The organism is Mycobacterium sp. (assembly GCF_008709575.1).
GTDB lineage: Bacteria > Actinomycetota > Actinomycetes > Mycobacteriales > Mycobacteriaceae > Mycobacterium.
In genome coordinates, this window is record NZ_VYIK01000032.1 from 16411 (window position 1) to 40817 (window position 24407).

Annotated in this window: 25 protein-coding genes; 10 read left to right on the forward strand and 15 right to left on the reverse strand. The window is 69.7% G+C overall.

All coding sequences use genetic code 11. The features are described 5' to 3' along the window. The first annotated feature begins 2 nt into the window (after window positions 1–2). A complete protein-coding gene (locus F6Q13_RS09160) occupies window positions 3–1229 on the forward strand; it encodes a nucleotide disphospho-sugar-binding domain-containing protein (RefSeq protein WP_293055325.1) in 1227 nt (408 codons plus the stop codon). Here the strand turns inward: F6Q13_RS09160 and F6Q13_RS09165 are convergent. From F6Q13_RS09165 to F6Q13_RS09220, 12 genes are all read right to left on the reverse strand, one after another. Then, on the reverse strand, window positions 1204–1581 hold the full coding sequence (locus F6Q13_RS09165; protein WP_293055327.1) for a DUF2784 domain-containing protein: 378 nt from the start codon (window positions 1579–1581) through the stop codon (window positions 1204–1206). The genes F6Q13_RS09160 and F6Q13_RS09165 overlap by 26 nt on opposite strands. Then, window positions 1578–2588, reverse strand: coding sequence for a DUF5914 domain-containing protein (locus F6Q13_RS09170; protein WP_293055329.1), 1011 nt, complete (start codon window positions 2586–2588; stop codon window positions 1578–1580). The genes F6Q13_RS09165 and F6Q13_RS09170 overlap by 4 nt, the downstream gene beginning before the upstream one ends. Then, window positions 2585–4108 carry an FAD-dependent oxidoreductase gene (locus tag F6Q13_RS09175; protein ID WP_293055331.1) on the reverse strand — a complete coding sequence of 508 codons (1524 nt, stop codon included), beginning with the start codon at window positions 4106–4108 and terminating at the stop codon, window positions 2585–2587. The genes F6Q13_RS09170 and F6Q13_RS09175 overlap by 4 nt, the downstream gene beginning before the upstream one ends. Further along, window positions 4105–4821, reverse strand: coding sequence for a class I SAM-dependent methyltransferase (locus F6Q13_RS09180; protein ID WP_293055333.1), 717 nt, complete (start codon window positions 4819–4821; stop codon window positions 4105–4107). The genes F6Q13_RS09175 and F6Q13_RS09180 overlap by 4 nt, the downstream gene beginning before the upstream one ends. Further along, on the reverse strand, window positions 4808–5119 hold the full coding sequence (locus F6Q13_RS09185) for a lycopene cyclase domain-containing protein (protein WP_293055334.1): 312 nt from the start codon (window positions 5117–5119) through the stop codon (window positions 4808–4810). The genes F6Q13_RS09180 and F6Q13_RS09185 overlap by 14 nt, the downstream gene beginning before the upstream one ends. Further along, complete coding sequence (locus tag F6Q13_RS09190) at window positions 5116–5439, reverse strand: lycopene cyclase domain-containing protein (protein WP_293055336.1); 324 nt, start codon at window positions 5437–5439, stop codon at window positions 5116–5118. The genes F6Q13_RS09185 and F6Q13_RS09190 overlap by 4 nt, the downstream gene beginning before the upstream one ends. Continuing rightward, a complete protein-coding gene (locus tag F6Q13_RS09195) occupies window positions 5436–6386 on the reverse strand; it encodes a phytoene/squalene synthase family protein (RefSeq protein WP_293055338.1) in 951 nt (316 codons plus the stop codon). Before F6Q13_RS09195 ends, F6Q13_RS09190 begins: the two co-directional genes overlap by 4 nt. Next, window positions 6383–7882, reverse strand: a complete 1500-nt coding sequence (crtI, locus tag F6Q13_RS09200; RefSeq protein ID WP_293055372.1) for a phytoene desaturase family protein — start codon at window positions 7880–7882, stop codon at window positions 6383–6385. The genes F6Q13_RS09195 and crtI overlap by 4 nt, the downstream gene beginning before the upstream one ends. A gap of 131 nt (window positions 7883–8013) precedes the next feature. Then, window positions 8014–9384, reverse strand: a complete 1371-nt coding sequence (locus tag F6Q13_RS09205; RefSeq protein WP_293055340.1) for a TIGR01777 family oxidoreductase — start codon at window positions 9382–9384, stop codon at window positions 8014–8016. 27 nt (window positions 9385–9411) lie between these two features. Further along, entirely contained in the window at window positions 9412–10650 is a 1239-nt protein-coding gene (locus F6Q13_RS09210) for a glycosyltransferase family 4 protein (RefSeq protein WP_293055342.1), read from the reverse strand. A gap of 94 nt (window positions 10651–10744) precedes the next feature. Continuing rightward, entirely contained in the window at window positions 10745–12277 is a 1533-nt protein-coding gene (locus F6Q13_RS09215; RefSeq protein WP_293055344.1) for a glycoside hydrolase family 57 protein, read from the reverse strand. Beyond that, a complete protein-coding gene (locus F6Q13_RS09220; protein WP_293055345.1) occupies window positions 12274–13074 on the reverse strand; it encodes a class I SAM-dependent methyltransferase in 801 nt (266 codons plus the stop codon). Before F6Q13_RS09220 ends, F6Q13_RS09215 begins: the two co-directional genes overlap by 4 nt. Before the next feature lie 218 nt (window positions 13075–13292). On the opposite strand from F6Q13_RS09220, the gene F6Q13_RS09225 reads away from it, so the two are divergent. The 3 genes from F6Q13_RS09225 to F6Q13_RS09235 are packed head-to-tail and all read left to right on the forward strand — an operon-like array spanning window position 13293 to window position 15629. Further along, the gene (locus F6Q13_RS09225) at window positions 13293–14093 is read left to right on the forward strand and encodes an electron transfer flavoprotein subunit beta/FixA family protein (protein ID WP_293055347.1); all 801 of its coding nucleotides are present in this window, start codon (window positions 13293–13295) and stop codon (window positions 14091–14093) included. Window positions 14094–14117: 24 nt separating this feature from the next. After that, window positions 14118–15074 (forward strand): electron transfer flavoprotein subunit alpha/FixB family protein, encoded by a 957-nt coding sequence (locus F6Q13_RS09230; RefSeq protein WP_293055349.1) that lies wholly within the window; start codon window positions 14118–14120, stop codon window positions 15072–15074. Between the two features lie 57 nt (window positions 15075–15131). Next, window positions 15132–15629, forward strand: coding sequence for a DUF427 domain-containing protein (locus F6Q13_RS09235; RefSeq protein ID WP_293055374.1), 498 nt, complete (start codon window positions 15132–15134; stop codon window positions 15627–15629). Here F6Q13_RS09235 and F6Q13_RS09240 read toward each other — a convergent pair. Together F6Q13_RS09240 and F6Q13_RS09245 are read right to left on the reverse strand one after the other, a co-directional pair. Continuing rightward, window positions 15560–17398 carry an NAD(P)/FAD-dependent oxidoreductase gene (locus tag F6Q13_RS09240; protein ID WP_293055351.1) on the reverse strand — a complete coding sequence of 613 codons (1839 nt, stop codon included), beginning with the start codon at window positions 17396–17398 and terminating at the stop codon, window positions 15560–15562. The two genes, F6Q13_RS09235 and F6Q13_RS09240, sit on opposite strands and share 70 nt — an antisense overlap. Window positions 17399–17465: 67 nt before the next feature. After that, window positions 17466–17888, reverse strand: a complete 423-nt coding sequence (locus F6Q13_RS09245) for a TetR/AcrR family transcriptional regulator (protein ID WP_293055353.1) — start codon at window positions 17886–17888, stop codon at window positions 17466–17468. Window positions 17889–18039: 151 nt separating this feature from the next. On the opposite strand from F6Q13_RS09245, the gene F6Q13_RS09250 reads away from it, so the two are divergent. From F6Q13_RS09250 to mnmA, 4 genes are read left to right on the forward strand one after another with little or no spacing between them, the layout of a single operon-like run. After that, window positions 18040–18879, forward strand: a complete 840-nt coding sequence (locus tag F6Q13_RS09250) for a GNAT family N-acyltransferase (protein WP_293055355.1) — start codon at window positions 18040–18042, stop codon at window positions 18877–18879. Between the two features lie 9 nt (window positions 18880–18888). Beyond that, window positions 18889–19833 carry a 1-acyl-sn-glycerol-3-phosphate acyltransferase gene (locus F6Q13_RS09255; protein ID WP_293055357.1) on the forward strand — a complete coding sequence of 315 codons (945 nt, stop codon included), beginning with the start codon at window positions 18889–18891 and terminating at the stop codon, window positions 19831–19833. Continuing rightward, window positions 19757–20935 (forward strand): cysteine desulfurase family protein, encoded by a 1179-nt coding sequence (locus tag F6Q13_RS09260; RefSeq protein ID WP_293055359.1) that lies wholly within the window; start codon window positions 19757–19759, stop codon window positions 20933–20935. Before F6Q13_RS09255 ends, F6Q13_RS09260 begins: the two co-directional genes overlap by 77 nt. Further along, on the forward strand, window positions 20932–22005 hold the full coding sequence (gene mnmA, locus F6Q13_RS09265) for a tRNA 2-thiouridine(34) synthase MnmA (RefSeq protein ID WP_293055361.1): 1074 nt from the start codon (window positions 20932–20934) through the stop codon (window positions 22003–22005). Before F6Q13_RS09260 ends, mnmA begins: the two co-directional genes overlap by 4 nt. 7 nt (window positions 22006–22012) lie before the next feature. Here the strand turns inward: mnmA and F6Q13_RS09270 are convergent, their stop codons facing one another. Beyond that, on the reverse strand, window positions 22013–22633 hold the full coding sequence (locus F6Q13_RS09270; RefSeq protein ID WP_293055363.1) for a sensor domain-containing protein: 621 nt from the start codon (window positions 22631–22633) through the stop codon (window positions 22013–22015). An 81-nt stretch (window positions 22634–22714) separates the two neighbouring features. On the opposite strand from F6Q13_RS09270, the gene F6Q13_RS09275 reads away from it, so the two are divergent. After that, window positions 22715–23728 (forward strand): methionine synthase, encoded by a 1014-nt coding sequence (locus F6Q13_RS09275; protein WP_293055365.1) that lies wholly within the window; start codon window positions 22715–22717, stop codon window positions 23726–23728. A 106-nt stretch (window positions 23729–23834) separates the two neighbouring features. Next, entirely contained in the window at window positions 23835–24155 is a 321-nt protein-coding gene (locus F6Q13_RS09280; protein ID WP_293055367.1) for a hypothetical protein, read from the forward strand. Window positions 24156–24407 lie beyond the last annotated feature (252 nt).

The window sequence follows — 24407 nt, forward strand, 5'->3', positions numbered from 1 at the left end:
TCGTGGCAGTAATCCTGGCTTACGGATCACCGGCCCTGGGCCATCTGTTGCCGGTCAGCGCATTGCTGCGCGAGCTGGCCGGGCGCGGCCATCAGGTGCACCTGCGCACCATGGCCGACCACGTCGCGAGCATGCGTAAGGCCGGTTTTCTCGCCGAGCCGGTGGACCCGCGGATCGAGGCCGTCGTCGGGCAGGACTGGCTGGCGCGTAACTCCCTGGGTGTGCTCACAATGTCGCTGGAAGTGCTGTGCCGCCGGGCGGTACTCGAGGTGGAAGACTTGCGCGCCGCGATCGACACCGTGGCACCCGATGTGGTGATCGTCGATGCGAACTGCTGGGGCGCGATATCGGTGGCCGATGCCGGCGACCTGCCGTGGGTGCTGTTCTCGCCGTTCACCCCGTATTTGCGCTCGCGCGGCGTGCCGCCGTTCGGGCCCGGTTTGCGGCCGCTGCCCGGCGTCGTCGGCGCCATCCGCGACGCGGCGATGCGCCCGTTCGTCACGCAGCTCTTCGACCGCCGGATACTGCCGCACGTCAACGCTATTCGCTCCGAGCTGGGGGTGCCCCGGGTCGCATCCGTCGACGAATTCTTGCGCCGGGCCCCGTTGCTGCTGGCGGTCGGCGGTGAGCCGTTCGAATATCCGCACCCCGGCTGGGGCGACACGGTGCACCTCATCGGCGCCTGTGTATTCGAACCGGGACCCGCGTCCGCACCGCAGTGGCTGGCCGCCATCGAGCGGCCCATCGTGTTGGTCAGCACGTCGTCGATCAAGCAGGCCGACGCGATCCTGGCACGGACCGCCCTGGAGGGGCTGGCTGACGAGCCGGTCCATGTCGTTGCGACCTTCCCGGCCGGAGTGCCCGACAACCTGCCGCGCCCGGCCAATGCGACGGTGCGCCGGTTCGCCCCGCACGGGGCCGTGCTCGAGCGCGCTGTCTGCGCCGTCACCCACGGTGGGATGGGCACCACGGTCAAGGCGCTCGACCACGGCGTGCCGGTCTGCGTCGTGCCGTTCGCCCGCGATCAGGCCGAAGTCGCCCGCCGGGTGCAGGTGGCCCGCGCCGGCACCCGGCTGCCCGCGAAAAGACTCACCGCCGCGCGGCTACGGGACAAGGTGCGCACGGCGATGACCATGACCGACGGCGCGCGGCGGGTGGCGGCCGGTTTCGCCGCGACGGGAGGCGTCGCGCGGGGCGCCGACCTCATCGAGCAGCGGTTGCTCGGGTAGCTCGGCTGCGCGCCAGCACCGCCCACGAGACTCCGGCCGCCAGGAAAGCCAGCGTTTGCGCAACACCGGTCCGGTCGCCCGGATAGCAGACACCGGACACGTAGCGCTCGACGAATCCACCCGCCGGTAGCGGCTCCATGTGCGCCCGGGCGCGTGCCCACCGTTCCAGCGACGTCAGCGGGCACGGGAGACGCAGGCCCACGACGGCGACGCCCCAGGCAACGGCGGCCGCGTGCAGCACAATGGTCCGCGGCCAGCGCAGCGCCAGAAAACCGCCGCTCGGCAGGTACAGCAGGTAGGCGAAGTGGGCGCCGACCGTGAGCGCCACGACCGCGAAGTACCGCTTTCTCATGGCTGTTCGCCCGGTATTCCGGCGCGCAGCCGATAGCGGCGCTCGGCGTAGGCGAGGTCATCGCGCCACAGCCGGGCGGCGCCGTACCGCATCAGCGGAGCGATCAGCGCGTTCGCGCGCAACGCCCGCTGAAATCCCCGACGCTCCGAGCGCGCGATGACAGCCTCGATCACCGCGGTACGCGGACGGCGATCGGACCCCGGACCCAGCGGGGTGGCGTGGGTTTCCACGACGCTGCCGGTTCCTTCGCCGTCGACGATGCGCATCACGATGGTCCGGGCCTCCGGGCTGCTGAATTCGGCAATGACGGGAACCCCCAACCGACCCATCCGGAACGTCACCGCGACCAGGAACCGGTCGTCACGCTGTGTCGGGGTTTGCAGCACCTCCAGCCTGGCGAAGGAGTAGGGGTGAAACCAGGCGCCGTGCCAGGGGTCGAGCCGGTTGGCGATGATGTCGCACGGCTCGCAGACACCGACCACGCGGCTGACGGCGTGCAACGTCGCACCGGCCGGGCGGTCGGCGAGGACCGGTCCGTCCGACGGGGCTTCGCCGCCGGCGGGGTCGAGGCGGACCCAGGCCAACACGCCGTCGTCGTGGCTGGGCAACGCCGCCCAGCCGAACTCGCACCGGTCCGAGTCGAAGGTCAAGCCGTGCCAACGGCAGATCAACGTCCCGCGGCGCACGACCCCGGTGGCGAGATCGGCGCCCAGGTGCGGACAACCGCGCGGACCCACGCGCAGTCGATACCCCTGATCGCGCCAGGCGACGAGCTCGACCCCGGCGACGCGGGCGCCGTATGGTCGATCGGCGCGAATGTCGCGGCTCGCGGCGAACACGAACCAGTTTCCGGTGCGGCGTTGTTGGGATCGACGCAGCGCGGCGCTGATGATGGACGGATCGGCGTCGCGATAGGTCGGGTGTTGGCCGGCCCATGATTGCGGCGAGATGATCTGCAGCGGCCACGTTGTCGGCCAGCGTCGGCGGAGGTGATCGGTGATGCTCATCGCCGCCGCCCGGTTCGGGCGGCCAGCCACCGCAGCAGCGCTGAGCGACCCCGGTTGGGCACCGTATGCACGGTGTGGCCGGCAAGCCCCCACTGGCTCAACAAGTGATTGGCCGCCGACCAGCCCGTGGTGGCCGCTCGTTCCATCAAGGCCACCGGCACATCAATGCGGATCCCGTCACCGGCGAGCACCAGCCCGCGCTGGGGCGTGCGCACCCCCGGCCGGTGGGCGTGCATACCCGGCTCGAACAGCGGGCAGTCGTTGCGCTGCAGGACGCGCTCGCAGCGCGGGTGAGCCGCCGCGGTTTCGGGATACAGCCGACGCAGCTGCCGCAGCATGGCCTCGCGGGACGGCTCGGATTGCAGGGCGTAGGCGTGCAGTTCGACGACCGAGCCGCCGCGGCGGGCCGCCCATTCGGCTGCTTCGCGTTCATAACGCTCCAGCACACTGATGTTGTCCAGCGGCTTGTGCCCCGCGGTGCCCAGGAAGGCCGGGCGGTCAGAGCCGACCGGTCGGTCGAGCCAGAGCCGCTGGACCGCAAACGGCGGCGCGGTGCGCAGCCGCTGGATGCGGGCGCGCCACGGCGCGTCGCCAAGGCCGTCGGAGGCGGCCACGACGCGTTGCAGGCCGGCCACGTCGGTGGCCAGCACGACGGCGTCGGCGTCGAGATGCTCACCCGAATCAGTGTGCACCCGAAACGCTTTCGTTTCACCGGCGGCGACGCGCAGTACCTGCAGGCCAAGCCGGAACCGCACGCCGCGCCCGGCCAGGTAAGCCCGTAACGGCGTCCACATGCTCACGTCGAAATTCGCCGTGGGGACATCGAAGATCAAGCCCTCGCTGGAGCCCAGGAAGTAGATGTGAAACATCGTGGCCAGTTCGGCGGCCGACAGCTGTGCCGGGTCGGCGAAAAAGCTGCGTGAAAACACTTCGAACGCGAGATGGCGCGCGGTGTCGGGGAAGTTGATGCTTTTCAGGAAGGTCTCGGCGTCGATGTGGTCGAGCCGCGCGTAGATCTGCGGTACCGACACCGCGGCCAGCGGTGCGGCGGCCCGCGCATCGAGGTGCACCAGGTCGCGCAGCTGGAAAGTCGGGCTGCGCAGCGCGAAAGCGAGCGCATTCCACGGCGGGGTGCGCGGCAGTCCGCGGAAGCTGTCGCGGCGGCCGGCGCCGTCGACGAGCGGATAGTCCTCGACCGCGGTCAGCATCGACAGCTGCGGGTCGACGCGGCGCAGCAGGTCACGCAGGTTGTAGTACTGGCGAAAGAACGCATGAAAGCCGCGATTCATCGCGATGTCGTTGCCGTTGTCGTCACGCTCGGTCCAGCCGCCCACCCGTCCGCCGAGATACTGCTCGCGTTCGACGACGTCGACACCGACTCCGCGTTCGGCCAGGCCCACCGCGGCAGCCAGTCCGGCGATGCCCGCGCCCACGACGACCGCGTGTGGGCGAGTCGACAGCGCGCCGGCGTCGGCCAGCCCGCGCGGCGCCGGATAGGTCTGGCGGCGGTGATCGGTCACTGCGGCGCCTCCCCGAGGAAGGTGTGCACCACGTTGGCCTCCCAGCCCGCCATGGTGATGCTGCGCACGCCGACGAACCCGGCCTCGCGCAGCCGGCGCCGGAACGCCGCGGCACCGTCGAACGCCAGGACGCTGCGCCACAGGTAGCGGTACAGCGTGGTGTCCCGCGTGTGCCACCAGCCCGCCGGGATGATGATGCACCAGCAGACCGCGTGCCACACCAGCGTGGCCACCGTCGAGTCGCGCACCGAATACTCGTGTACTGCCAGCGACCCGCCGGGCCGCAGCAGCGCGCGGAAGGCGCGCAGTTGGCTGTCGGGGTCGGCCAGGTTGCGCACCAGGTAGGCGGCCAGGATCGCGTCGAACGGTCCGGTGATCCGGTGCGCGGTGAGCTCTTCGATCCGGGCGTGCACGAACCGCACCGATGCCGGCCAGTGTTTCGCCCGCGCGGCGTCGAGCATGGCGCGGGAGGCGTCGACGGCGACGATCTCGGCCTCGGGGGCGACGCTGAGCAGCGCCGCCGTCGACGCGCCGGTGCCGCAGCCGGCGTCGAGCAGGCGCAGGCCCCGGCCCCGGTCGGGCAGCCGCAGCCGGGCCGCCGAGCGGCGCAGGTTCGCGTGGTAGGCGGGGTTGGAGCCGACCAGCCGGTCGTAGGCGCCCGCGCCGGCGTCGAACGCGGCCGCGACGTCACGGCGGGGGTCACCGGCCTGCACGCTGGCCCTCCCATAACAGCAGCACGGCGGTGACCAGCGCGAAGCCGAACAGGAAGTCCTCGACGGGGATGTCGAGCCAAAGGCGCACGCCGCTGGTCTGGCGCTGGTTGTAGCAGACGACGGGGGCGCTGAGTTTGGTCAGCCACCCGTCGACCGGAATCTGGAAACCGAGCACGATCAGAATCGACAGCCAATAGCCGGGTCGGCGGAACAGCCCGGTGCGCAAGATGGTGAATTCGAGCGTGCACACGGCCGCGACCGCCAGCGCGGCCGGTGCGCTGTAGCCCAGGCCGCTCATCGCCGGTCGACCCGGTCTGCGATGGCGGTCACCGCGTTGTAGGTGAGCAGCCCGCACATCGGGATCACCAGGAAAAACAGTGCCTCTTCGATCGGCACCCCAACCGGGATCTGCAGGCCGGTGAGGTAGCGCGGGTTGTATGTCCAGACGTGTGTGGCGATCGCCAGCTCGTCCCACAGCAAAAACACCGCGGCGACCGGTAGCACCGATCTCGCTGTGCGGCGCGGCTGTCGGTAGACGCCGGCGCCGAACAGCTCCAGCGGCGCGGTGATCGCCAGGCAGGCGGCGAGCACCAGCAGGTATTGCCAGTGATCGCTCACGCCGCACCGCGCTCGGGGTCGGCCCCGGACCTGCGCGCCCGCCAGGACCGGATCAGTCCGGCGCCGGCGACCTGCAGTCGTCGGCGGGTGCCGACGGCAGCGCGACGGCCGAAGACCGCGAAGTCGCTGTCTTCGATGCGGTCCAAAATCTCCGAATACAGCGTGGCCGCGGTGGTCACGCACGGCCGGGAGCGCGGTGACAGCAACGTGATGCCGTTGCGGGCGAAGCGATAGACGTCGCGGATGAGGTCGTGCTGGGCCGCCAGGGCCCGGCGCACGCGGTTGTCCGCGCGGCGGTGGGTATGACACCACATCAGCACCTCCCGGTCGACGCCGTAGGCCGCCAATTCGTCGGCGGGCAGGTAGATCCGGTTCCGCATCAGGTCCTCGTCGACGTCGCGCACGAAGTTGGTGAGCTGAAACGCCCTGCCCAGTGCTTCGGCATAGGGCACAGCCTCGTCCATCGCGCAGACCGTGCCCAGGATCGGCAACATCTGCAGCCCGATGACTTCCGCTGAGCCGCGCATGTAACGGTTGAGGGCGGCGCGGTCGGGGTAGTCGGTGACGGTCAGGTCCATCCGCATCGACGTCAAGAAGTCGTCGAACAGCTCGGGTGCGATGCCGTAACGCCGGGCGGTGTGCCGGACCGCCGTGAGCACCGGGTTGTCGTGGTCGTCGCCCTCGGCGAAGAAGCTGTCCGAGAGCTGCCGGAGTCGTTCTGCCCGGGCCACGGTGTCCAGGTTCGGGTCGAACTTGTCGAGGATGTCGTCGGCGTAGCGGGCGAAGCCGTAGAGCGCGTGCACGGCCGGACGTTGGTCCGGGGCCAGCAGCCGGGTGGCCAAAAAGAACGTGCGGCCGTGGGCGGCGTTGATTGCGCGACAGCGCCGGTAGGCGTCGCGAAGGCCGGGGTCGTCGATTCCGGCGGCATCCAACTCGTTGCGGATCACGGTAGGCCGGGTTTCAGGTTAACGTGGCGCGCGACCTGGCCGGTGATGCGGTCGGCGGCCAGCCGGCCGGAGATGAGCGCGGTCGGAACGCCCACCCCGGGCACGGTGGAGGATCCGGCGAGCACCGCGTTGTCGATGCCGCGCACGACGTTCGCGGGGCGGAACGGCCCCGTTTGGGCGAAGGTGTGGGCCAGCGAAAACGGGGTACCGGACAACATTCCCTGGCGTTGCCAGTCGGCGGGGTTGACGACGTGGAGCAGGTGCGCATCCTCGCGCAGCCCGGGTAGCAGCCGCTGCTGCACGGTGTCGATGAGCGATTCGGCGTAGCTTTCCCCGGTGCTGTGCCAGTCGATCGTGCCGTGCGACAGGTTGGGGGCCGGCGCCAGGACATAGAGCAGGTCTCGCCCGGTGGGGGCCAGGCTCGGGTCGCTGGCCGTGGGCCGGGTCACCAGCAGCGACGGGTCCCGCATGAGGCGCCCGTCGTCGATGATGTCGGTGAAGGTCTGTTGCCATGCCGCGCCGAACAGGATGGTGTGATGAGCGCCGGCGGGCAGAGCCCGGCAACCCAGGTGCACCACCACGGCGGACGGCGCCGCCCGCAGCGGCAGGAGGCGGCGCGGTGTGCGGCCCAGCAGTTGATAGGTCTGCGGCAGCTCGGTGGTCAGCACCACCGCGTCGCAGGCGATGCGCCGATCCTGGTCGGTGCAGACCGCGGTGACGCGGCTGCCGGCGACCTCGAGCGCGGTGACTGTGCAGCCGTAGTGGAAGTCCACCCCTGCCCCGGCCGCCGCGGCGGCCAGCGCGTCGGGCAACGCCCGCACCCCCCCGCGCGGGAAGAACACCCCCGAGATCGTGTCCATGTAGGCGATCACCGCGTAGACCGCCAGAGCGTGCTGGGGAGCCACTCCGGCGTACAGCGATTGGAAGGTGAACACCCGCCGCAACCGGGGGTCGGTGATGTAGCGCCCCACCATGGCGTCCCATCTGCGGAATCCGCCGATCGCGACGAGCCGGGCGAGCGCCACGTTGAGCAGTGACAGCGGGGACCTGAAGTTCTTGGCGATGAACCCGTCGAATTCGGCGCGATACAGCCGGGTCAACCAGTCCCGCAGCCGTCGGTAGCCCGCGGCCTGCACGCTGCCGGCGAATTCCTCGATCGCCGCGGCCATCCGGTCAGGATCAGTGTGCACGTCCAGTGTGCTGCCGTCGGCGAATACGGCACGGTAAGCAGGATCCAGGGGAAGTAGGTCCATCAGGCCGGACCGCTCGGCACCGACCGCGGCGAATGTCTCGTCGATAACGTCGGGCATCGTGAGCACCGTAGGCCCGGTGTCGAGCCGATAGCCGTCGATGTCGAGCCGACCGGCCCGCCCGCCGGGCCAGGCGTGTCGCTCGAGGACGGTGACGGTGCGGCCGCGACCGGCCAGGTGCAGCGCCGCCGAAAGGCCCGCCAATCCCGCGCCGACCACTACCACGTGGCCGCTACGCGAGCCCACGTTCCCGTAGCTTGTGTGGCGCGCTGCGGCCAGCACGGTCTCGTCGGCCGGCTCGATTCCGGCCGCGCCGATCAGGCTCCATGCGTCGCCAGCATAGTCACAACCCCGCACTCTATTCAAATTCTTAATATTTAATCATTTGAACTTGTATCAACCCGACCCAGAAGGTGACGCAGCGCGAGTTCGAGATCGGGATGGCGGAATCGGTGTTGGGCACGCTGCAGCCTGGCCGGGATGACGCGCTGACTGGCGTAGGCAAGTTCGCGGGCGCCCTGATCGCCGAGCAGTAGCTGCGGCCCCAATCGCGGCACCGGCACCAGAGCCGGCCGCCGCAGGACCCGCGCGAGGGTTCGGGTGTAGTCGGCGTTGCGGACCGGCTCCGGAGCGACCGCGTTGACCGGCCCGGACAGGGCGGTGTCCCACAGCCCGCGGTGGTAGATGTCGACCACGTCGTCGATGCCGATCCAGGGGAGCCATTGCCGGCCGTCGGCCAACCGGCCGCCGAGACCGGCGCTGAACAGTGGTCGCAGCAGGCGAAGTGTGCCGCCGCGGGGTGATTGCACGATACCGGTGCGGACCCAAACGACCCGCACGCCGGCCTGCGCGGCCGGGGTGGCCGCGTCCTCCCAGTCGGCCACCACATCGGCGAGGAAACCGTCACCACGCACGCTGTCCTCGGTCAGTATTTCTTCGCCCCGGTCGTGGCCGTAGAAGCCGACCGCCGACGCGCAGATCAGCACTCGCGGGCCGTCGGAGCGCCGCGCGAGAAGTTCGGCCAACAGACGGGTGGGGCCGATTCGGCTCTCGCGGATCGCGTCCCGGTGCGCGGTGGTGAACCGGCCCGCGATCGAGGCGCCGGCCAGGTGAATGACCGCGTCGACCCCGCTGAACAGATCCGGATCGGGAGCACCGGGATTCCACTGTCGCTCGTCGGCGTTAGCCGGCGTTCCGCGCACCAGCCGAAGGACCCGATGTCCGCCCGTGCGCAGGAACGCGGTCAACGCCGACCCGATGAGCCCCGACGAACCGGTGAGTGCGACGGTCATGGCACGCAGCCCGTGCTCGGCCGCCTGCCGGTGGGCACGCAGGTCATCGGCCAACTGGCGGTGTCGGTAGACGAACATCGGGCGCAACGCCGTCGCCGGCACCGGCGTCTCAACTCGGTCGACCACCCGGGTGCGGCCACCGTCCACGGCTTCGAAGTCGTGCGTGTGCCGCCAGCGCACCGCCAGCCGCGCCGGCAGCGCGGCCAATCCGTCGCCGCCAATCGTATCCACGAAACGCCTTGGCGGGTCGTAGGATTCGGCTTCGTGCTGGGCTACCCAGCGCAAGCCCCCGGGCAGCATCAGCACCGCGCGCCCGTCGCGCAGTGAGTCGGCCTCGGCGAGCACGCGCACCGGCTGCCACGGCGGCGCGAGCCGCAGGAACGCGCCGGGCCGCGCGTGCCAGGCGAAGACCTCGTGCAGCGGCGCGTCGACCACGCTCGAATAGATCAAACCCATGGCCCGACGTTACCGGTGGCCGTGCGCCTACCGGTCCGGCAGTGCGTGTTCGACGATGGGCAGTCGGGGCAGCGGCTGACGCTCGCGACGTTTTGCCGCCAGGTACACCTGCGCGGTCTCCTCGGCCACGGTGCCCCAGTCGAAGTCGGACGTGAGCCGATCCCGCGCGGCCCGAGCGCGGCGCTGCGCAGCGGCGGGATCGTCGAGCACGGCGCGCACCGCCCGGGCCAGCTGCTCGACATCTCCCGGTGGGAAGGACATTCCGGTCTCGTCGTTGATGACCGCCTCGCCCAGACCACCGATGTTCGACGTGACCAGCGGCGTGCCTGCCGCGGCGGCCTCCAGTGCCACGAGCCCGAACGGCTCGTAGTGGCTGGGCAGCACCGCGGCATCGGCGCGGTGCAGCGCGGCCAGCAGCTCGGTGTGATCGAGGCGTCCGACGAACCTCGTCGCTGTGCGCACGCGGTGTTTACGGACTTGTTCGAGCAGCCAGCCGTACTGGGTGCCCTCACCGGCGATGGTCAGGGTGGTACCCGGATGGGTCCGTCTGATCCGCGGCAACGCAGCGATGAGGTCGTGCACCCCTTTCTCGTACTCCAGCCGGCCGACGAACAGCAGTTCGGGCGGTCCGGTTCGGGGCCGACGGGGTGCGAACGGCCAGCGCGATGCGTCGATTCCGTTGCGGATCACGGTGATCTCGGCGAGCCCCGGGCCGAACAGCTCGGTGATCTCGTCGCGCATCGATGCCGAGCAGGTGATCAGCGAATCGGATTCGCGCACCAGCCACGACTCGACCGCGTGCACCTGCCGGCTCAGCCGGCCGGAGACCCAGCCGGAGTGCCGACCGGCCTCTGTCGCGTGAATCGTGGAAACCATTGGCACATCGTAGAATTCAGCAAGCGCGATGGCTGGATGAGCGACCAGCCAGTCGTGCGCGTGCACCACATCGGGCCGCCATGTCGTCTCGCCGGAACAGATGCCCAGACCGGCGCGGGTCATGGCGTGGCCCATCGCCAGGGTCCAAGCCATCATGTCCTCGGCAAAGGTGAACTCGTGCGGATCCTGTGCGGCGGCGATCACCCGGACGCCGTCGTGGATTTCGTCGGACGACGGGTGGGTGCTCGGGTCGGTTCCCGACGGGCGCCGGGACAACACGACCACCTCGTGACCGGCGGCGGCCAGCGCCGTCGACAGGTGGTGGACGTGCCGGCCGAGCCCGCCGATCACCACCGGTGGATACTCCCACGACACCGTCAGGATCTTCATCGCGCACCGGCCCGGGTTCGGCGCGAGCGTGCGCCGAACACGGGCCCACGTCGGCGTGTCGGCCGGCGACACGCACGCTCGCGGCACAGGGGGGTCATGGCAGCCTCCGTGCGTCGAGCGCGCCGAACAGCCCGTCGGCGCGGTTCCAACCGTCGGCCAGCCGTTGGGCGGCCTCGCGCCGGCCCGAGGCCAGCGCTGCTGCGATCTCCCGGGTGGCGTGCGCGTGCAGCTGCGCCCGGTAGCGGGCGTAGTCGGCCGCGGAATTCTTGCTCACCATGAACGGCCAGTCGCTGGACACCGTCAGCAGTGTCTCGCGCAGGATCTGATCGGCAATCCGATCGCGCAGCACCGGTCCGTCCGGCGACGCGGTCTGCGTCAGCGCCTTGTCGACGGCGCTGAGCGCGGTGTCGACCACTTCGGCATTGAGTTGCACCAGGTCGGCCACTTCCTCCCCGGCCCACACTCGCCAGTCCTTGCCGGAACCCCAAGAACTGGGCGGCAATTCGACCGCCGAGCCGAGGTAGCCGTCGGCGATCGCATCGGATAGCGTACCGACGCGCACGCCGGCCTCCGGCAGCGCCCGCAGCACCCGCTCAAGCCACACCGGTCCCTCATACCACCAGTGGCCGAACAACTCGGTGTCGAAGGCCGCCACCACGTGCGCGGGCCGTCCGATGCGCTCGGCTTCGGCCAGCAGCCGAGCACGGACCACGCCGACGAAGTCCTCGACGTGGCTGTCGACCGCATGGTCGGCGCGCTCGGGGTCGTAGGGCGCCTTGGCGTCCGTGGGCACGTTGCGCCCGGTGACCCGGGCGGGTTTGAGGCCGGTGCGGTGGTCGTAGGTGTGGAAGTCGCGGTAAGCGGCGTGCCCGGGATAGCCGGATTTCGGCGCCCAGACCCGATAGCTGACATGCAGGTCACGCCCGAACGCCAGCACGTCGGTGGTGCCGACGGGCCGGGCCAGCGCGGTATCGCCGTGCAGGGCGGGGCCGTCGACCATGAAGTGACCGACACCGGCAGCGGCGTAGTCATGTTCCATGCCCGGCGCATAGGCGCACTCCGGCGCCCAGATGCCGGCAGGCGTGTGCGCGAACCGTTGCTGCGCATCGGCAAGGCCTTCGCGCAGCGCGAACTCGCGCAGCCGCGGGTTCAGCAACGGCTGGAACGGGTGGGCCAGCGGACCGCCGAGCAACTCGACGGTGCCGGCGTCGACCAAGTCGCGCAGCAGCGGACTGGCCCCGTGACGCCACAGCGTGGCGAAGTCCTCGAGGGCTCGCTGCGCTTCGGCCAACTCGCGAATCCCGAACGCCCGCAATGGTGTCAGCGTCGACGCCTCAGCGGCGCGCAGCTGCCAGTTGGCCAGCCAGTGGTGCATGCCGTCGAGGCAGTACGGGTCGTCGAGCTGCGCGGTCACCACCGGCGTCACCCCGAGGGTGACCAGTCGGTGCCGGTCCTCGCCGGCCAGGGTGTTCAGCATCCGCAGCAGCGGCAGGTAGGCCGCCGCCCATGACTGGTAGAGCCACTCTTCGCCGACCGGCCAGCGGCCATGGTGCGCCAGCCACGGCAGATGGGTGTGCAGCACCAGCGTGAACAGCCCCGGTACCGGGCTGGCATCGGGGCGGGTCATCTGCGCCACGCGATCGCGACCAAATCCAGACTGGCATTGATGTCGCGCGCATCCGCGTCGACGAGGTCGAAGTCGGCCGTGGTGACCGCGGTGACGTCGGCCAGCAGCTCCGCCGGCCACGGGGCGTCGGCCACCGCCCTCGCGACTTGCGCATCGACGATCGACCCGCCGTGGCGGGCATCCATTTCCTGCAACCGGGCCCCGTGGAACACCCCGCTCAGCGACACCGTGGCGAAGCCGGCGTCCAGCAGCAGCCCGGTGAGTTCGTCGGCGTTGAGCTCGCGGGTATGGAACGGGTTGAGCGAGGTGTCGCGGCCGGGGGAGAACGTGATCCGGTTGGGCGTGGACACCATCAACAGCCCCGCCGGCCGTAACACCCGCAGGCACTCGGCGACGAATCCGGGCTGGTCCCAGAGATGCTCGATGACCTGGAAGTTGACCACGACGTCCACCGACGCGTCGGGCAGCGGCAAGTCGGCGAGGTTGGCGTGCACCGCCTGCACCCGGGGATAGCGGACCCGCACATGGGCAACCGCGGACTCGTCGTAGTCCAGGGCTGTCACCCGGCGCGCAACCCCGGCGATCATGTCGGCTCCGTAGCCTTCCCCACAGCCCGCATCGAGCACATCCCGGCCCGCGCAGCGCGGTGCCAACCGTTGGTAGACCACCTCGTGGCGGCGAAACCAGTAGTTCTCGACGTCGTGGCCCGGGATGGTCCGTTCGCCGGTCAGTGCCAACACGGCCGGCGCCTCGGGCAGGTTGGGCGACGGCGTGTTCGCAGGCATCGATGCGCTCATTAGATAGGCAGGCTAGCCCGAAGCGCCGCGATATCGAACGGTTCACCCCCTGCACGCGGCAGGAGGAGCCTGCCGATCGCTCCGGCACGACCCGCTATGGTGGGGGAAGAACCGCACAAAGTTACCCTTCAGTAACTTCGCCGTGCGGCCGCGTGAACTGGATCCGCGTCGTGTAGTCGACGACTGCATGACCTCCTCGAGGAGGACAAACCACACCCATGACCAACATCGTGGTCCTGATCAAGCAGGTCCCAGACACCTGGTCGGAGCGCAAGCTCACCGACGGCGACTTCACCCTGGACCGCGAGGCCGCCGACGTCGTACTGGACGAGATCAACGAGCGCGCTGTCGAGGAAGCGCTCTTGATCCGGGAGAAAGAGACCGCCGACGGCATCGAAGGATCGGTGACCGTGCTGACCGCGGGTCCGGAGCGGGCCACCGAGGCGATCCGCAAGGCGCTCTCGATGGGAGCCGACAAGGCCGTGCACCTCAAAGACGACCGGATGCACGGCTCGGATGCGATCCAGACCGGATGGGCGCTGGCGCGTGCGCTGGGCACGATCGAGGGCACCGAGCTGGTGATCGCCGGCAACCAGTCCACCGACGGCGGCGCCGGGGCGGTGCCGGCCATCATCGCCGAGTACCTGGGCCTGCCGCAGCTCACCCACTTGCGCAAACTCTCGGTTGAGAATGGAAAGGTCAGCGGCGAACGCGAGACCGACGACGGCGTGTTCACCCTCGAGGCGACATTGCCCGCGGTGGTCAGCGTGAACGAGAAGATCAACGAGCCGCGGTTCCCGTCGTTCAAGGGCATCATGGCCGCCAAGAAGAAGGAAGTCACGGTGCTGACCCTGGCCGAGATCGGCGTCGAGGACGACGAGGTGGGACTGGCCAACGCCGGGTCGACCGTGCTGTCGTCGACACCGAAGCCACCCAAGACCGCGGGTGAGAAGGTCACCGACGAGGGTGACGGCGGCATCAAGATCGCCGAATACCTGGTCGCGCAGAAGATCATCTAACGACGAAAGACATGGGACATACGCATGGCTGAAGTACTGGTGCTCGTCGAGCACACTGAAGGCGCGCTGAAAAAGGTCACCAGCGAGTTGATCACCGCCGCTCGCCGGCTGGGTGAGCCCGCTGCGGTCGTGGTCGGCACGCCCGGTGCGGCCGCGCCGCTGGTCGACGGGCTCAAGGCGGCCGGTGCCGTCAAGATTTACGTCGCCGAATCCGACGTGGTCGACCAGTACCTGATCACTCCGCAGGTCGACGTGTTGGCCGCGCTGGCCGAATCGGTCACACCGGCAGCGGTGCTGCTGGCCGCCACCGCCGACGGCGAGGAGATCGCGGGCCGGCTGGCCGCGCGGATCGGGTCTGGTCTGCTCTACGACGTGATCGACGTCCAGGCCGGCGGCAAAGCCGTGCATTCCATCTTCGGTGGTGCGTTCACCGTCGAGTCGCAGGCCAACGGTGATAGCCCGGTGATCACCGTGCGGGCCGGGGCGATCGAAGCGGAGCCGGTCGAGGGCGCCGGCGAACAGGTCACCATCGAGGTGCCCGCGCCCGCCGAGAACGCCGCGAAGGTCGTCGGGCGCCAGCCCGCCGTTGCCGGCGACCGGCCGGAGCTGACCGAGGCCAGGATCGTGGTGTCGGGCGGTCGCGGGGTGGGCAGCGCCGAAAACTTCCATGTGGTCGAGGAGTTGGCCGACGCATTGGGCGCCGCGGTCGGGGCTTCGCGCGCCGCGGTGGACTCGGGCTACTACCCGGGCCAGTTCCAGGTCGGACAAACCGGCAAGACGGTCTCGCCTCAGCTCTACATCGCGCTGGGCATCTCCGGGGCGATCCAGCACCGGGCGGGGATGCAGACGTCCAAGACGATCGTCGCGGTCAACAAGGACGAAGAAGCGCCGATCTTCGAAATCTCTGACTTCGGTGTGGTCGGCGACCTCTTCAAGGTCGCCCCTCAGCTGACGGAGGCGATCGAGGCCCGCAAAGGCTGAGCGGTGCGCGCAGACAGAGGTTCGCACCGAGCGGGCCATCGGCGTGCGATTCCGCACCTGCCCGCGCCGGCGCCCGAGCCCGCGGCCCCCGGGCAGGAGTCGGTGTGGGACTATCCCCGCCCGCCGCGGTTGGAGAATTTCAGCGGCGCGATCACGGTCGAGTTGGGCGGCCAACGGATAGCCTCGACGTCTCGCGCCTGGCGGATTCTCGAAACGAGTCACCCGCCGACCTACTACCTGCCCCGGGATGCCTTCGCCGCCGGCGTCTTGCGTCCCGCCGCGGGAGAATCCTGGTGTGAATGGAAGGGGCGTGCCAGCTACTACGACCTGGTCAGTGCGGCACGCGTGGCGCCCCGCGCGGCGTGGACCTACCATCGGCCCGCCCCGGGCTTCGAGCCCATCGCCGGTGCCGTCGCGGTGATGCCGGCAGCTGTGGATCGCTGCACCGTGAACGGCGAAGAGGTGATCCCGCAGCCCGGAGGTTTCTACGGCGGTTGGATCACCAGCTGGATCGTGGGGCCGTTCAAGGGAATACCAGGATCCACGGGCTGGTGAAGCCGGGCGTGGCGCTCAGCGGCCGTGACTTCGAGGCCCTCGAGTGCGCCCGCTGCCCGCCAGGCCTGCAGAATGTCGGCGTATTCGGTCGGGCTACCGAAGAAAAAGCTGTCCTGGTTCAATTTCGCGTCTGCCCGACCTTCCCGGTTGTAGTAACCCGGAGTGCATGATTCACGGCGGCCGGCTATGACACTCGAGCGCTGCAGGACGGTGTCAACCCAGGCGGCCTCGGCCTCGGGGGTTGCTTCCACCGTGGCGGCGCCGTGCCGCAATGCCCAGGCAATCACCCATGCGACGTGGCGTGATTGGGTGTCGATCAGGTAAGGGAAGTTCACGGTGAAACCGGACTGGGCGATACTTTCGATGAAAAAATTCGGAAAGCCGTTGACGTGCAGACCGTGCAACGTGCGCACACCGTCGGCCCATTTGTCGGTGAGCGTGCGTCCGTCGCGACCGATGACCTCGAAGCCGGTGCGCTGACGATAATCGGTGCCGACCTCGAATCCGGTCGCGAAAATCAAGCAATCCAAACGGTATTCGACGCCGTCAACCACGACGCCGTGCTCACTGATCCGCTCGACGCCGCGGCCGTGTGTGTCGACGAGCGTGACGTTGTCGCGGTTGAATGTCTGCAGATACTCGTCGTGAAAGCACGGCCGCTTGCAGAAGTAGCCGTACCAGGGCTTGAGCGCCTCGGCCGTGGCGCGATCGGTCACGATCGCATCGACGCGCGCCCGGATCTCCTCCATCTTGGCGAAATCGGCGAGTTCCGCCGCATTCGGTCCGCCGCTGTTCACGATCGGCAGCTTTTTGGTGAGACTGGTCCAGGCGTCGTCGACGAGGTCTTCGTCGGCATTGCCGCCTGCGGTTAGGATTTGGAAGTTCTCCATGCGGCGCCGCTGCCAGCCCGGTTTCAACGTGGCGGCCCAGTGCGGGTCGGTCGGCCGGTTGGCGCGCACGTCGACCGTTGACGGGGTGCGCTGGAACACGAACAGCTGGCGCGCCGATTCGGCCAGGCGGGGAACACACTGAATAGCGGTCGCACCGGTGCCGATGATGCCTACCCGTTTGTCGGCCAGCCGGGCGAGATCCTCGCCGGTGTAGTCGTAATCCCATCGGCTGGTATGGAACGCATGGCCCTCGAAGGTTGTAATACCTGGAATCCCCGGCAGTTTCGGCTTCTGCAGATACCCGTTGGCCAGGGCCACGAACCGGGTGCGGATCGCGTCTCGGCGGTTGGTGGAGATCATCCACCGAGAGTCGTCCGAATCCCAGCGGATTTCGTGTACCTCCGTCTGCAGGAGCGCATTCCGGTAGAGATCGTAATGCTCGGCGATGCGGCGGCAGTGCGCGAAGATTTCCGCACCCGTGGCGTACTTTTCGGTCGGCAGGTAGCCGAGCTCTTCGAGTAGCGGCATATAGACGTAGGATTCGACGTCGCAGGCAATTCCGGGGTAGCGGTTCCAATACCAGGTGCCGCCGACGTCGGCGGCCTTGTCGATCAGCCGTACTTCGTCGACCCCGAGCTCTTTGCATCGGGCGCCGATGAGCAGCCCCCCGAAACCGGCGCCCACGACCGCGACGTCGACCGCGTCGGTGACCGGATCGCGGGAAAAACCGGGATCGGCCCAAGGGTCTTCCCCGAATCGGGCGAACGCCCCGGCGATCTGCACATACTGGTTGATCCCGTCCGGGCGCAGCCGGCGCTGACGTTCTCGGGCGTATTTGGCGCGCAGCGCATCGGGATCAAAGGTCACGCCGTCAGCCATGGTCGTCGCTCCGCGTTGTTCCCAGGCCGTGGTGCACCAGATCCAGGTAGGCGTCGACGATGTCCTCCTACGTCGCGATGCCCTGGCGGTACAGCTCGGGCTCGCAAAACCTGATCTCGTCGACGAGCCGGATGTGCGCCGGATTGCTGCGCACATAGTCGACGTAGGCCAGCAATTCGGTGCGAAGACGCTCGAAGAAGTCCGCGGTCGGTCCGGGACGTTGGCGCTGCAGGGCCGCCAGCCTGGCCGAAAAGTCCGCCATCAGCTTGCGCATCATCGCGCGCAGCAACTCGGCGCGGGAACCGAAGTGGTAGTGCAGGCTGCCCACCGCGGTGTTGGCCCGCGCAGCGATGCCCAGCACCGACGCCCGATGCAGGCCACGCTCGCTGGCCTCGGCCAGCGCGGCGTCGAGAATCGCCGCCCGGGTCCGCTGACGCTTCGTGGGGCGCCTGCTGCGAGCCTGGGCGCCGGGCCGGTCCTGATAGGTCATGGCAGAATACTGGACCGGTTTTCAAAACTAAGCAATGCCCGGGCCGGGTGTGACCCCTGTCGCACCCGGTGCGCCATTTCGTCACCTGGCGTGCACGGACACGTCACAGCCCCGATGCCAATTCGCCGACCACTCGCGCAACGGTAGGGCTATGACCTCCGCATCGGTCCTCATCCCCGCCGGCCAGGCTGCCCCGGTGACCCGCTCGCGAGCCGAGCCGCGCTATTCGCTGCTGCTGTCGAACGCTCCCGCACTGATCGAAGCCGCTCAGCGGCTGCGCTTCGAGGTGTTCAGCAGCGAACCGGGCTTCGCGATCAGCGGACCACCCGGCGGCCTCGACGCCGACCGGTTCGACGAGCACTGCGACCATCTGCTGGTGCGCGAGGACAACTCCGGCGAGCTGGTCGGTTGTTACCGGATGTTGGCGCCGGCCGGTGCCGCAGCGGCCGGCGGACTTTACACCGCGACCGAATTCGACATCTCCGGTCTCGACCCGCTGCGGCCGTCTCTGGTGGAGATGGGCCGGGCGGTAGTGCGCGCCGACCATCGCAACGGCGCCGTCGTTCTGTTGATGTGGGCGGGCATCCTGGCCTACCTGGACCGCCGGGGCTACGACTACGTCACCGGCTGCGTGTCGGTCCCCATCGGCGGCGACGGCGAGGCGCCGGGCAGCCAGGTCCGCGGGGTGCGCGACGTCGTGCTGCGCCGCCACGCTGCCGAGCCGTGCTACCGGGTGCGTCCGTACCGGCCGGTGGTCATCGACGGACGACCGCTCGATGACATCCCGGCGCCGGCACGGCCGGTGATTCCCCCGCTGATGCGTGGCTACCTGCGGTTGGGTGCACGGATTTGCGGTGAGCCTGCCCACGATCCCGCGTTCGGGGTGGCCGACTTTCCCGCGATGCTGGACAAGCGGCGGGCCGACACGCGTTATCTGCGGCGGCTCCGTTCGGTGTCGGCGGCTGCCGAAGCGGCCGGCAGAGTAGCCTGATCGACTGCCGTGACCGCCGCGCACCCCTGGTTGCCGCAAACGCCCTGCGATGCGGGATGTATCGCCGAGGGCGCTCCGCCGACGGCACGGCGGGAGGTCGCGGCGCTGCGGGTGGTGCTGCGGGCCACAATGGTGGTGATGCTGGCGACGGCGTTGCCGGTTCTCGCGCTACCGTTCCCCGGCCGCCCGGTTGCACAGCGTGTTTATTGCCGACTGTTGCTGCGCTGCGTTGGAGTGCGGATCAGGCTGTCGGGCACGCCGATTCGCAACCTCCCCGGCGTTTTGGTGGTCAGCGACCACGTGTCCTGGCTGGACGTGCTCACGGTCGGGGCGCTGGTTCCGGCCGGCCGGTGGCGATGTCGGCCGCTGTCTTTTGTCGCCCGCGCCGACATGGCCGGCAGCCTCGCCATCCGGGTGTTGGCCCGGATCGTCACGGCTATCCCCATCGATCGGGCCAGCCTGCGGGGACTGCCCGCCGTGGTCGACACCGTCGCCGAGAAGCTGCGCGCCGGTCATACCGTGGTGGCGTTCCCGGAGGGCACCACCTGGTGCGGTCTGGCCGGGGGGCGGTTTTACCCGGCGATGTTCCAGGCCGCCATCGACGCCGGCCGGCCGGTGCAGCCGCTGCGGCTGCACTATCACCACCGGGACGGGCGGGTCTCGACAGTCCCGGCCTACGTCGGCGACGAGACGTTGTTGTGCTCGATCCGGCGAGTGCTGACCGCGCCGTTCACCGAAGCGCGGATCGACGTCGAACCGCTGCAGCTGCCCGACTCCGACCGCCGTGAGCTGGCCCGGCGCTGTCGCGGCGTGGTCCGCGCGGGCGCCGGCCACCAGCGGCGTCGTCGTGGGCAGGCGCCGGTATCCTGGGCGGGTCATGGTGTACCTCGACCACGCCGCCACCACCCCGATGCACCCCGCCGCCATCGAGGCGATGACGACTGCGTTGAGTAGCGTCGGTAACGCCTCCTCGCTGCACACCGCCGGCCGGGCGGCGCGGCGCCGGATGGAGGAGTCGCGCGAGCTGATCGCCGACAAGCTCGGCGCCCGTCCCTCCGAGGTGATCTTCACCGCGGGCGGCACCGAGAGCGACAACCTCGCCGTCAAGGGCATCTACTGGGCTCGTCGCGACGCGCAGCCCGACCGTCGGCGCATCGTCAGCACCGCCGTCGAACACCACGCCGTCCTGGATGCGATCAACTGGCTCGCCGGGCACGACGGCGCCGAAGTGACCTGGTTGCCGACCGCCGCCGACGGGTCGGTGTCACCGGCCGCGCTGCGCGACGTTTTAGAGCAGCACGACGACGTCGCACTGGTGTCGGTGATGTGGGCGAACAATGAGGTCGGCACGATCATGCCGATTATCGAGCTTGCTTCGGTCGCAGCTGAATTCGACGTTCCCATGCATAGCGACGCCATTCAGGCGGTCGGTGCGCTGCCAGTCGATTTCGCCGCCAGCACGCTGTCGGCGATGAGTGTGGCCGCGCACAAATTCGGCGGTCCACCGGGAACCGGCGCGTTGCTGCTGCGGCGCGACGTCCCCTGTGTCCCGCTGTCGCACGGCGGCGGACAGGAGCGCGATGTCCGTTCCGGCACAGCCGATGTCGCGGGCGCGGTAGGGATGGCGGCCGCGGTGCAGATCGCGGTCGACGGACTGGCGGCCAACAGCGCGCGGCTGCGCGCGCTGCGTGACCGGCTGATCGACGGCGTGCTGGCCGGGGTCGACGACGCCCACCTCAACGGCCCGCGCGAGTCCAGGCTACCCGGCAACGCCCACTTCACTTTCGACGGCTGCGAAGGCGATGCGCTGCTGATGTTGTTGGACGCCAACGGAATCGAATGTTCGACGGGATCTGCCTGCACGGCCGGGATAGCGCAGCCGTCGCATGTGCTGCTCGCGATGGGCTCCGACGTGGCCAGCGCCCGCGGATCGCTGCGACTGTCGCTGGGACACACCAGCGTCGACGCCGACGTCGACGCCGCACTGCAGGTGCTGCCGGCGGCGGTGGCCCGGGCCCGGCAGGCCGCACTGGCCGCGGCGGGGCCGCCGCGATGAAGGTGCTGGCCGCGATGAGCGGCGGTGTCGATTCGTCGGTGGCCGCCGCCCGGATGGTCGACGCCGGGCACGACGTCGTCGGCGTGCACCTGGCGCTCTCGCCTGCCCCCGGCACGCTGCGCTCCGGATCGCGGGGCTGCTGCTCCAAAGAAGACGCCAACGACGCCCGCCGGGTGGCCGACGTGCTCGGAATTCCCTTCTATGTCTGGGATTTCGCCGAGAAGTTCAAAGCCGACGTCATCGACGACTTCGTGTCGTCCTACGCACGGGGCGAAACCCCCAACCCCTGTGTGCGGTGCAACGAGCGAATCAAGTTCTCCGCGTTGGCGGCGCGCGCGCTGGCACTGGGTTTCGACACGGTAGCCACCGGCCACTACGCGCGGCTCGCGGGCGGGCGACTGCGCCGCGCCGTCGACCGGGGCAAGGACCAGTCCTATGTGCTGGCGGTGCTGACCGCCGAGCAGTTGCGGCATGCGGCTTTTCCGGTCGGAGACACCCCCAAGCCGCAGATCCGGGCCGAGGCGGCCCGCCGCGGCCTCGCGGTGGCCGAGAAGCCGGACAGCCACGACATCTGTTTCATCCCGTCCGGGGACACCCGGGCCTTCCTGGGGGAGCGCATCGGGGTGCGCCGCGGCGCAGTGGTCGACCGGCACGGCACGGTGCTCGCCGCCCACAACGGGGTGCACGGCTTCACGATCGGCCAGCGCAAGGGGCTCGGCATCGCCGGCCCGGGGCGCGACGGCCGGCCGCGGTATGTCACCGCGATCGACGCCGAGCGGGGCACCGTGCGGGTCGGCTCGGCGGCCGATCTGCAGGTGCGCACGCTGACCGGGCGCAACCCGGTCTTCACCGCCGGAGCGGCGCCGCCCGGCCCCGTCGAATGCGCGGTGCAGGTGCGCGCGCACGGCGAGGCCGTCGAGGCGGTCGCGGAATTGGCCGCCGACGAGCTGGTGGTGCGGTTGCGCACCCCGCTACGGGGTGTGGCGCCCGGCCAGACGCTGGCACTGTATCGGCCCGATCCCCACGGCGACGAGGTGATCGGCAGCGCCACCATCGCCGCCACGGCGTGATCCGGTGCTAGCCGGGCACGTTGGCGGCGACGTTGGTCAGCGCGATCTCAGACACCGACTGCGGAAAGCCGCAGAACGTGACCTCCAGCAACACCGCCGACTTGACCCGGTAGTCGCGCCCGCAGTCACCGGAACGGGTGTGCAGCGAGTGCGCATCGGCATGCCAGTCGCCGACGAGCAGCCCGCCGTTCGGCGTCCTCGCGCAGCTCTCGACAGTGGTCACCAAAACGTCGAGGGCGCGCTGGGCCGTCGGGGCATCGTGATACGCCGCGGCGCCCTCGGAGATCAGGGCGCCGCGGGGCGGATACTGGAAGGTGGTCTTGTGGAACGATTCGACATCGGGCCCGAAGGTGGCGGTCTCGGCGTAGACGAACCGACACGCCACCGGCACCGTCTCGGCCAGCGCATCCACGTCGACAGGGGATGTGGTGTCCATGGTCGGGATGATGGTCAAGTGCTCGTCGGCGCCGGTGATGGCCCGCATCCGGGACTGGTCCAGCAGCACCCGGTCGACCTCGAGAGCAGGCTCACCCGGAGCCGGCAGTGCGGCGCCGTCCACCACTCGGGTACACGCCGCGGCGAGCAGCGCCGCCCCACTGACCAGCAGCAGCCGCGACGTCATCAGCACGATCCTTTCCGGACCCGAGCCTAACCGCGCCGGCGGCCCCTGATTTCGGGCTTTCCCCGCCGGTTCGAATACGGTTGGCCGGTGAGTGCTTTCGCAACCGGCAGCGGCACCGGCGCGTGGCCGGGTACCGATGCACGCCAGGCAGCCGCGGTGGTGGTCGGCGAACTGGCCGGCGCACTGGCCCACATCGTCGAGCTACCCGGCCGCGGGGTGGGCGCCGACACGGTGGGCCGTGCCGGGGCGCTGCTGGTCGACGTGGCCATCGACACGGTGCCGCGCGGCTATCGCGTCGCGGCCCGGCCGGGCGCGGTGACCCGCCGCGCGGTCAGCCTGCTCGACGAAGACCTCGACGCGTTGGAGGAGGCCTGGGAGAACGCGGGTCTGCGCGGCAGTGGGCACCCGGTCAAGGTGCAGGCACCCGGGCCCATCACGCTGGTCGCCGAGTTGGAGTTGGCCAACGGTCACCGGGCCATCGCCGACGCCGGGGCGGTGCGCGACCTTTGCGCGTCGCTGGCCGAGGGCGTCGCCGCGCACCGCGCCACGGTGGCGCGCCGACTCGACACCCCGGTCGTCGTGCAGTTCGACGAGCCGTCCCTGCCGGCGGCGCTGGCCGGGCGGCTGAGCGGGGTGACCGCGCTGAGCCCGGTGGCCCCGATCGACGAGGAGCTGGCCGTCACGCTGCTCGACGGATGCGTAACCGCCGCCGGCACCGACGTGCTGGTGCACAGCTGCGCGGCCGAACTGCCGTGGACCGTGCTGCAGCGCAGCACGGTCCACGCGGTCTCGGTGGACGTTGCGACGCTGCACGCCGCCGATCTGGACGGTATCGCGGAGTTTCTGGACTCGAGCCGGACGATCGTGCTGGGCGCGGTTTCCGCGACCGCCCCGCCGCAGCGCCCGCCGGTGGAGCAGGTCGCCGGCGCCGTGGTCGCGGTGATCGACCGGCTCGGCTTCGCCCGGCCGGCGGTGCGTGACCGCGTCGGCGTCACACCGGCGTGTGGCCTGGCCGGTGCGACGGCGGAGTGGGCCCGCAGCGCCGTCGCGCTCGCCCGAGAGGCCGCCGAGGCATTCGCGGTCGACCCGGACGCCATCTGAAGCGGTTGTGGGCGGCGGCAAGGTTGCGACAGCGCTGACTTTAGCCCCTAGCACCACTGACCTTGGCCCATTGGCCGGACGCCGTTTGCGGTGCAGCATCAGCGTCGTGAATAACGAAATTTCGGCCCACCCGCCGCAATCCGGCCCGGCCTCGAGCACCAGCGCCGCGTCGGCCGATCCGTCGTCGCAGCGACTGGTCCATCACTTGACCCGCGGGATGGTGTTTGGCGCCGGTTTCTTGGTGGTCGTCCTGGTCATCGCGGTCATCTTCGTCGCCGGGTTCGTCACCGGCAGGCATTACGGTGAGCGGTGGAGCGACAATTATTACGCCGGGCCGAAGGAAGGCACCTGCATTCAGATTCGTTGTCAACCCGCGGGGCCGAAGTGGGGCGTGCATTGCCGGCAGGTGATCGTGCCGTGTCCCTGAACGGTCTGGGCGAAGCCGGTCGGCTCGTCCATAGACCCCGCGCATAAGGGCAGGCCCGGAGGACAACGGGGTTGCGTCGTAATCTGCGCGGCCGGTTTTCTCACCCCGTATACCGGCACTGTGGATCAGTCACGTCCGGGCCTGCTTCGCAGCTAAAGCTACAACTCCCACCTCGTCAGATCAATGGTTCGACGTGCCTGACGCGAAGATGCGGTGGTGATTGGGCGCGGATGACCGCCCGGCGACCTTGAC

Bases quoted from the DNA above. Each gene is read 5' to 3' on its own strand.
- F6Q13_RS09170 (WP_293055329.1), bottom strand. From the start codon at position 2,588: ATGAGCATCACCGATCACCTCCGCCGACGCTGGCCGACAACGTGGCCG.
- F6Q13_RS09260 (WP_293055359.1), top strand. From the start codon at position 19,757: ATGGTGTACCTCGACCACGCCGCCACCACCCCGATGCACCCCGCCGCC.
- F6Q13_RS09230 (WP_293055349.1), top strand. From the start codon at position 14,118: ATGGCTGAAGTACTGGTGCTCGTCGAGCACACTGAAGGCGCGCTGAAA.
- F6Q13_RS09210 (WP_293055342.1), bottom strand. From the start codon at position 10,650: ATGAAGATCCTGACGGTGTCGTGGGAGTATCCACCGGTGGTGATCGGC.
- F6Q13_RS09165 (WP_293055327.1), bottom strand. From the start codon at position 1,581: ATGAGAAAGCGGTACTTCGCGGTCGTGGCGCTCACGGTCGGCGCCCAC.
- F6Q13_RS09185 (WP_293055334.1), bottom strand. From the start codon at position 5,119: ATGAGCGGCCTGGGCTACAGCGCACCGGCCGCGCTGGCGGTCGCGGCC.
- F6Q13_RS09250 (WP_293055355.1), top strand. From the start codon at position 18,040: ATGACCTCCGCATCGGTCCTCATCCCCGCCGGCCAGGCTGCCCCGGTG.
- F6Q13_RS09245 (WP_293055353.1), bottom strand. From the start codon at position 17,888: ATGACCTATCAGGACCGGCCCGGCGCCCAGGCTCGCAGCAGGCGCCCC.
- F6Q13_RS09205 (WP_293055340.1), bottom strand. From the start codon at position 9,384: ATGGGTTTGATCTATTCGAGCGTGGTCGACGCGCCGCTGCACGAGGTC.
- F6Q13_RS09225 (WP_293055347.1), top strand. From the start codon at position 13,293: ATGACCAACATCGTGGTCCTGATCAAGCAGGTCCCAGACACCTGGTCG.
- F6Q13_RS09215 (WP_293055344.1), bottom strand. From the start codon at position 12,277: ATGACCCGCCCCGATGCCAGCCCGGTACCGGGGCTGTTCACGCTGGTG.
- F6Q13_RS09240 (WP_293055351.1), bottom strand. From the start codon at position 17,398: ATGGCTGACGGCGTGACCTTTGATCCCGATGCGCTGCGCGCCAAATAC.
- F6Q13_RS09220 (WP_293055345.1), bottom strand. From the start codon at position 13,074: ATGAGCGCATCGATGCCTGCGAACACGCCGTCGCCCAACCTGCCCGAG.
- mnmA (WP_293055361.1), top strand. From the start codon at position 20,932: ATGAAGGTGCTGGCCGCGATGAGCGGCGGTGTCGATTCGTCGGTGGCC.